Source organism: Pseudomonas sp., from assembly GCF_050739995.1.
In the GTDB taxonomy this organism is placed as follows: Bacteria; Pseudomonadota; Gammaproteobacteria; order Pseudomonadales; family Pseudomonadaceae; genus Aquipseudomonas.
Map to the genome: position 1 here is coordinate 1 of NZ_JBOICG010000132.1, position 6,305 is coordinate 6,305.

5 protein-coding genes and 1 pseudogene are annotated in these 6,305 nt (G+C 58.6%); all 6 read right to left on the minus strand.

Translation table 11 applies throughout. From position 1 onward, the window contains the following. Nucleotides 1–306, minus strand: a 306-nt coding sequence (locus tag ACRESD_RS04570; RefSeq protein ID WP_431749834.1) for a hypothetical protein, incomplete at its 3' end; no start/stop codon positions are given. 126 nt (nucleotides 307–432) lie between these two features. Then, nucleotides 433–1,362 (minus strand): methyl-accepting chemotaxis protein, encoded by a 930-nt coding sequence (locus ACRESD_RS04575; protein WP_431749838.1) that lies wholly within the window; start codon nucleotides 1,360–1,362, stop codon nucleotides 433–435. Then, nucleotides 1,339–2,430 (minus strand): annotated as a pseudogene (locus ACRESD_RS04580) (methyl-accepting chemotaxis protein); the annotation flags it as partial. The pseudogene ACRESD_RS04580 and the gene ACRESD_RS04575, both read right to left, overlap by 24 nt. A gap of 284 nt (nucleotides 2,431–2,714) precedes the next feature. Next, nucleotides 2,715–3,551: a regulatory signaling modulator protein AmpE gene (gene ampE, locus ACRESD_RS04585; RefSeq protein ID WP_431749835.1), complete on the minus strand. Its 837-nt coding sequence runs from the start codon at nucleotides 3,549–3,551 to the stop codon at nucleotides 2,715–2,717. Then, the gene (gene ampD / locus ACRESD_RS04590; RefSeq protein WP_431749836.1) at nucleotides 3,548–4,111 is read right to left on the minus strand and encodes a 1,6-anhydro-N-acetylmuramyl-L-alanine amidase AmpD; all 564 of its coding nucleotides are present in this window, start codon (nucleotides 4,109–4,111) and stop codon (nucleotides 3,548–3,550) included. Before ampD ends, ampE begins: the two co-directional genes overlap by 4 nt. Nucleotides 4,112–4,172: 61 nt before the next feature. Next, nucleotides 4,173–6,305: DUF1631 domain-containing protein (locus ACRESD_RS04595; protein ID WP_431749837.1), on the minus strand; the 2,133-nt coding region annotated here is incomplete at its 5' end.

A 6,305-nucleotide genomic window follows, 5' to 3' on the forward strand; every position in this document is an offset into this window, starting at 1 on the left:
CACCAACACTGCCATCAGCGAAATGTTGAATTGCCCAATCACACTGAGCAGCCCCACCCACTCCGCCACCAGCGCCATCAGCAAGGTCGCACTGGTCAGAATGACCATGCCCGGACGAACCATCGCCCAATGGTCCAAGGCTCGGAATTGACGTAACTGCTTATGGCAACACAGCTGCAGGCAGGAATGGCAATACCTGCAGCCAAATGGTTCATCGATGGCAATCGCATTCAGTTGCCAAGGCTTGAGCTCGAACGTCATATCACAGTGAGTGCAATGCCCTTTGATGCCGATGACAGCGGTCATGGCCGTACCTCCCCGAGACATTTACTAAGTGATACAAATTCTCGCCTATTTACTTCGTAATGAAAGGCCGACAGAGAAAACAGGAAAAGCACCACACCGCAAAAGTCTTATTCCTACACAAAAACCTTACACACGAAACGCACCGATCAATTGCTTCAACTCGACAACCTGCACCGACAACTGCCGGCTGGCCGCTTCGGTTTGCTGAGCCCCTTGTGCCGCATGCTCGCCCGCGCGATTGATGGCGACGATGTTCTGGTCGATATCATGGGCGACCGCGGTTTGCTGCTCCACGGCCGCGGCGATCTGCTGATTCTGATCGACGATCATCCCTACGGCACCGAGGATGTTTTCCAGAGCCTTTTGGACTTTTTCCGACTGCCCCACGGTACCGCTCGCCATTTCATGGCTACTGCCCATGGCCTTCACGGCCGCCTCCACACCGCTGTGCAAGCGGCTGATCATCTGCTCGATTTCTTCCGTGGAATGCTGGGTGCGTCGCGCCAGGGTGCGCACTTCATCAGCCACCACGGCAAAACCACGCCCCTGCTCGCCAGCACGCGCCGCTTCGATGGCGGCATTGAGTGCCAGCAAGTTGGTTTGCTCGGCAATGCTTTTGATCACGTCCAATACACGGCTGATGGCCTGACTGTCGGTGGCCAATTGGTTGATCACCCGCACCGACTCATCGATCTCCGAGGCCAGGCGCACAATGCTGCCTTGTTGGGACTGCACCAAGCCTCGGCCGCTGACGGTTTCATCATTAACGCTGTGGGCACTGCTGACGGCAGCCGCCGCGCTGCGCGCCACCTCCTGGGCGGTGGACGACATCTGGTTCATCGCTGTCGCGACCTGTTCGATCTGGCTGCGCTGGCCCGACACAGCCTGGTTACTCTGCGCTGAAACTGCCTCCACCTGACCGGCTTGCAGTTCCACCTGGCTGACCGTGTGCCCGACGCGCTCAATCAGGTCGTGAATTTTGGCCACGGTGCCGTTGAACACCTGGCCCAGATCCCCAAGCTCATCGCGACTGTGAGCGACGAAAGTCACGGTCATGTCGCCCGCTGCCACGGTGTCCATCATCGCCCCCAAGCGCCGCAAGGTCGTGCGGGTCGAGGCATAAAAACCTGCATACAAATAGAAGATCAGCAAGAACACCGCAGCCAGCGCCACCACGAGCATCACCATATGCATACGATTTTGCGCCAAGCGCTGCTCCAGCTGTTGCTCGAAAAACTTCAGAGTGGCGTCATCGAGTTGATAAGTCTTGGCCATCAGTTGGCTGACGTCGTCATAAAAACCCTGCCAAGGTGCGTCGAGGGTTTCAGCCATCACCACCTGCTCTTCGAACAGCTCAGCAGCCTGTTTAAGGCTGGCCTGACTAGCTTGGGCCAAGGCGTCGAGCGCGCCGTGTGCGGCCTTGCTGGCACCCAGCGCATCTTGCAGTTTCAAGGCGTATTCGGCCTGGAGTTTTTCCAACTGCTGTTGCAGCTCATCAAAGCGCGTACTGGAGGAGGAATTGATAAACCCCTGGCCCAATGAGTAAGCGCCCATCGCGCGACCTTCCCCAAGTGCCTGGGTCACTTGCGGGGTGATGCCCGTGACCAGGTCACTGAGCTGGCGCAGGTCACTCTGCGAATCACGGCTCAAGCCAGATTGGCTGGCGATGATCTGGCTGAGCATCTGGGCCTTGTTGAGCAACTTGCCGATGAGCGCCGTTTTATTGAGCAGCGAGGTTTCCTGTTGCTGGGCCTTGAAGGCTGCGATCAGTTCGTCCCGCTTGCTTTCAAAGGCGGCAATTTGTTCAGGTTGAGCCGCCGTGGCGTTGAGGCTTTGCAAGCGGGCGAGCACGTTTTGCTCCAAGGCGCTGATTTTGCCCTCAAGGTCGCCCGCCTTGCCCGACTGGCCAAGGGTCGCGTTGATCTGCACCTGGTTGTTGAGGGTTTCCAGCTCGCGCCGCAGCACGAGGCTGCTGCCGAGCAGGTCGAGGCTTCGCAGCTCGATACGGGTTCCCTGGAATTCATTCCAGGAGTCACGCACGAGGAAAGAGTTGGTCGCCAGCATCGGCAGCAGAAACAACACGCTGATCAGGCTGAATTTCATGCCGAAACTCAGGCGGTTCATCAGCGCAACGGCGGGATAGAGCAAGCTCTTCAAAGGTGGACTCCCTTTCTATTATTTTTATTGAGCGCAGGGCGACGGCAGATAGCCACTATTTGGCGCTCTGTCTGTATAGCTCAATTCGAAAGGGAGTTTTGTAACGTAAGGTTAACGGCTTCAGATCTACAACAAACCCAATGCGGGAGCGGGCTTGCTCGCGAAAGCGCAGTATCAGTCAACAAATTTGCCACTGAACCACCGTATTCGCGGGCAAGCCCGCTTCCACACTGTTGAGCAGGCTCACTTAGTCAGGGCAATACGGTCCAGATCGCAAACCCGGCGTACCACAACACGGCGGCGCGCAGCAGCAGTTCCCACAGGCGATCCAGGCTGTTGATGCCATCGACGCCCACCACAGGCGCCGGGATTTCTGCGGCTACCAGGCCGACTTTTTCCACCAGATGCGCAGCGCTGATATCCCAGCTCAACAGCTCGTGGAGCATCACCTTGCTGACCGCAACGAAGTTGCCCACCAGGGCAAAACTTGCCGCCAGCAGACGTACCGGCAACCAGTCAAACGCGTGCCGCAACTGCCCGGCGCGCTCCGCTACCAGCGGGTTCTGGCTATGCTCGTTGGCCAGCGCCAGCAAGCGATAGGCCAGCGCTGCCACCGGACCCAACAGGAAATACCAGAAAATCACCGCAAAAAAACTCTGATACGCCTGCCAGAGCAGATGCCCCTGAACCCGCTCCAACAATTGCTCGCCACTGTCGGCACCGATTTTCAGGTCACGTTCGGCCACGTGTTCGGCTGCTTGCAGGTCACCGCGACGCCAGGCATCACGGAAAGGCCCCAACTGCCCCAAAAGATCACCACGCCCCAGGCTATAGATCACCACCAGCAAGTGCAGCGGCAATGCCAGCAAGCCATAGGCCACCGGTTCCAGCACCAGCAACAACAGCGCCAGCACCGCCACGGGCAGCAGCACCAGCAACGCCAGAATCAGCCAGGGTCGCTTGCCCATACGCGAGCTCGACTCCAGCTTGGCCAGCTCACGCAACCAGCCGCCATCACGCTGTAACCGTAGGCGCAAAGCCGAGAACTTTTCGATCCACACCGCCAGCACCAACACCAGGAAACTCATCGTGCGTGTCCTCCATCCTGCAGGGCGCTGCGAAAGCGCGTCCAATCAAAAGCGGGGCCGGGGTCGGTCTTGCGACCCGGTGCGATATCGCTGTGACCACAAATACGCCGATGCGTTATATCGGGGTAGGCTGCCAGCAACTGGCGTGTCAGATCGATCAGCGAAACATACTGGGCGTCGGTGAACGGCAGCTCGTCCGTGCCCTCCAGTTCGATCCCCAGGGAAAAGTCATTGCAAACCTCACGCCCCTCGAAACGGGAAACCCCAGCATGCCATGCCCGGTCGCGGCACGAGACAAATTGCGTCACCGTGCCGTCGCGTTCAATCAGAAAATGCGCAGACACACGTAAGGCAGCAATCCCTTCAAAGTAGGGATGCTCCGTGACATCCAGGCGATTCTGGAAAAACTCCTGCACCTTGCCGGTGGCGAACTGCGCCGGTGGCAAGCTGATGTTATGCACCACCAACAGCGAGATTTCACCAGCGGGGCGCTCGTTGAAGTTGGGCGAAGGGCAATGACGGATACCCTGGCACCAACCGCTGGCGGGGTCCAACTGCATACTGGCTCCTAGAATGAGACGAAGTGTTACCAGTATGCCGCGTTCCACCCTGCGGTTGCGATCACTTGCCGCGATTGAGTTGGCGCAAGTTGCCGATCACCGAAGCCAATGCACGATCGAACAGCAAGCCCCCGTCCAATGTGCGCAGCACGCCCTGCTTGAAGGCCATGGCCAATTGCAGAGCACTCTTCTCCATGACTTTGAGTCCGGAACGGCTGACAAAAATGTAGGTATTGGCCGTCGATATGATCGCCGTCAGCTTGCAGCGCAGGGTGGTGGTTGCATCAGCCTGGAACTCGAACCAAGTACCGGTCCGCAACTGGTAGACCTTAAGCAAGTCCGGGTCATCATTCGGCAAGGTCACGACCGGATCAGCCCCAACGGAACCGAGTACGAAGGGCTCACGTACTTCGATCAGCTTATCGAGCCCCTCGCCACCGAATGACTGCACATGCATGGCTTGCAACCGATCAAAGAACTCACGGGTACTGAAGGGGTCGAACGCCGCACTGGTCAGGCCATCGCGCAATGCCTTGAGCAGCCCGGGCAACTGTTCCAACAGGTGACGGCCAGCCTCGGTGTCTTTTTGCAGGTCCACACTCCAGATCAGTTCATCCATGGTGCGCAGCCCAGCCTGCCATTGCACCGACTGCTCACCGTGCTTGAGATTGGCCAGCAACAACACTTGGCTCCACGCTTGCTGGATAAACTGCACCACCGCCTGGGGCAACACCTTGCCCAGCAAACGCCGGTTGAGCACATCGGCCACATGCTGGCGAGCGGCTTGCGCGTGTACACGTCCTTCTTCGGCGACATGGGTGTGCTGTTCAAGCAGTTCGCTGCGACGCCGCTCATCCGAGGTAAACACAGTGAACTGCGCGAGCAATTCGGAAAAAATCGTCATGTCGTCAACAAAGTCATTCAGCAGACGCTGCACCACCTGCTCGATATGCAGGTAAAGGCTGTCGCGCTGATAGTCCTCCCGTGGGCTCCAGCCCATCGCGGCAGCGGCAACTTCATTGAGCAGACGCCGCGCAGGATGACTGGCACGGCTGAAAAAGCTCTTGTCCAACACCGCCACTTTCAACATCGGAATCTGCAAGCGGCCGATCAATGCCTTGAAGGCATCAGGCACGGTGCGGTCACTGAGGATGTATTCGAACAGCAGCGCAACCAGGTTGATCACATCCTCGTCGGCATCTTCCACCACGCGGGACTTGCCGCTCTTGACGCTGACCCGGGTCAATAGCTGTTCAAGTTGGTTACGCAGGTCAAAATCGTCCTCGGCCTCAGGCTCGGGTACGTATTGTTGCAGATGGGAAAGCAGGCGCAGCAAGTCACGCGTAGCAATCGGTTGCGGCTCGGCGCTGGCCTCCAGGGTGGGAGCAACGCTGCCACGGACAGCCGCCAGCAGTTTCTGCAAAGCGGCGAAGGCCTCGCCACCGCTATCGTCGGACGCAGGCTCCGCGGACGGCGAACTTGCCTCAGGCTGATGGTCGCGGGATGCACGCCCACCTGGGCGACGAGACGGTACGACCTTGAGTTCCGGCAGTACACCAGTGGCGATCAACAGCTGATTCGCTTCGCCATACAGCAGGTCGGCGTCACTGAGCACGTATTTTTCAAAGAGCTTGAGCATGATCAGCTTGACGCGAATTTCCACGCCCAGGCTGCGTCCCGCCTGCAAAAAAAACTCACACAGCAATGCCGGACCCAACGGGTTTTCACCTTCATCCAGGTGCCGGCCTAACAAGGTGCCCAGGCGCGCCGTCAGTTGCCCAAGTGCCAGGCCGTCGCGGTGGCGTACCCGGCCCAACATGGCCTCCAGCGCCACAGCCTTTTCCAGTTCGTCACTGGAGGTGCAGGAGCCGGCCTCGTACGACATCACCGGTACCAAGTGCGCCTCACTACGCCCCGCCTGGCCCAGATCGGCAAAGGCTACAAACAGCTGTTCCATGAACCCGCGCTCGAAATTCTTTCGCTTGAGGCGCAGATCGCGCATGGCTTCAAAGAAAATGTGATGGTCGGCGTTACTACGAGCCTTATCGGCCATCTCGAACAAGGTGTCGTCTGCGTTATCGAACAGCTCCTGCAGCCCTTGTTGCAACTGTTGCGCTGCCTTGTCACGCACCTGCAGCAGCACCACCGGCAGGCGCGCGAGCGGCGATGGCGTGGCCTGTGCCTTGTTTATAGG

Coding starts and splice junctions, on each gene's coding strand:
- ampE (WP_431749835.1), bottom strand. CDS start 3,551: ATGAGTTTCCTGGTGTTGGTGCTGGCGGTGTGGATCGAAAAGTTCTCG.
- ampD (WP_431749836.1), bottom strand. CDS start 4,111: ATGCAGTTGGACCCCGCCAGCGGTTGGTGCCAGGGTATCCGTCATTGC.
- ACRESD_RS04575 (WP_431749838.1), bottom strand. CDS start 1,362: ATGACCGTGACTTTCGTCGCTCACAGTCGCGATGAGCTTGGGGATCTG.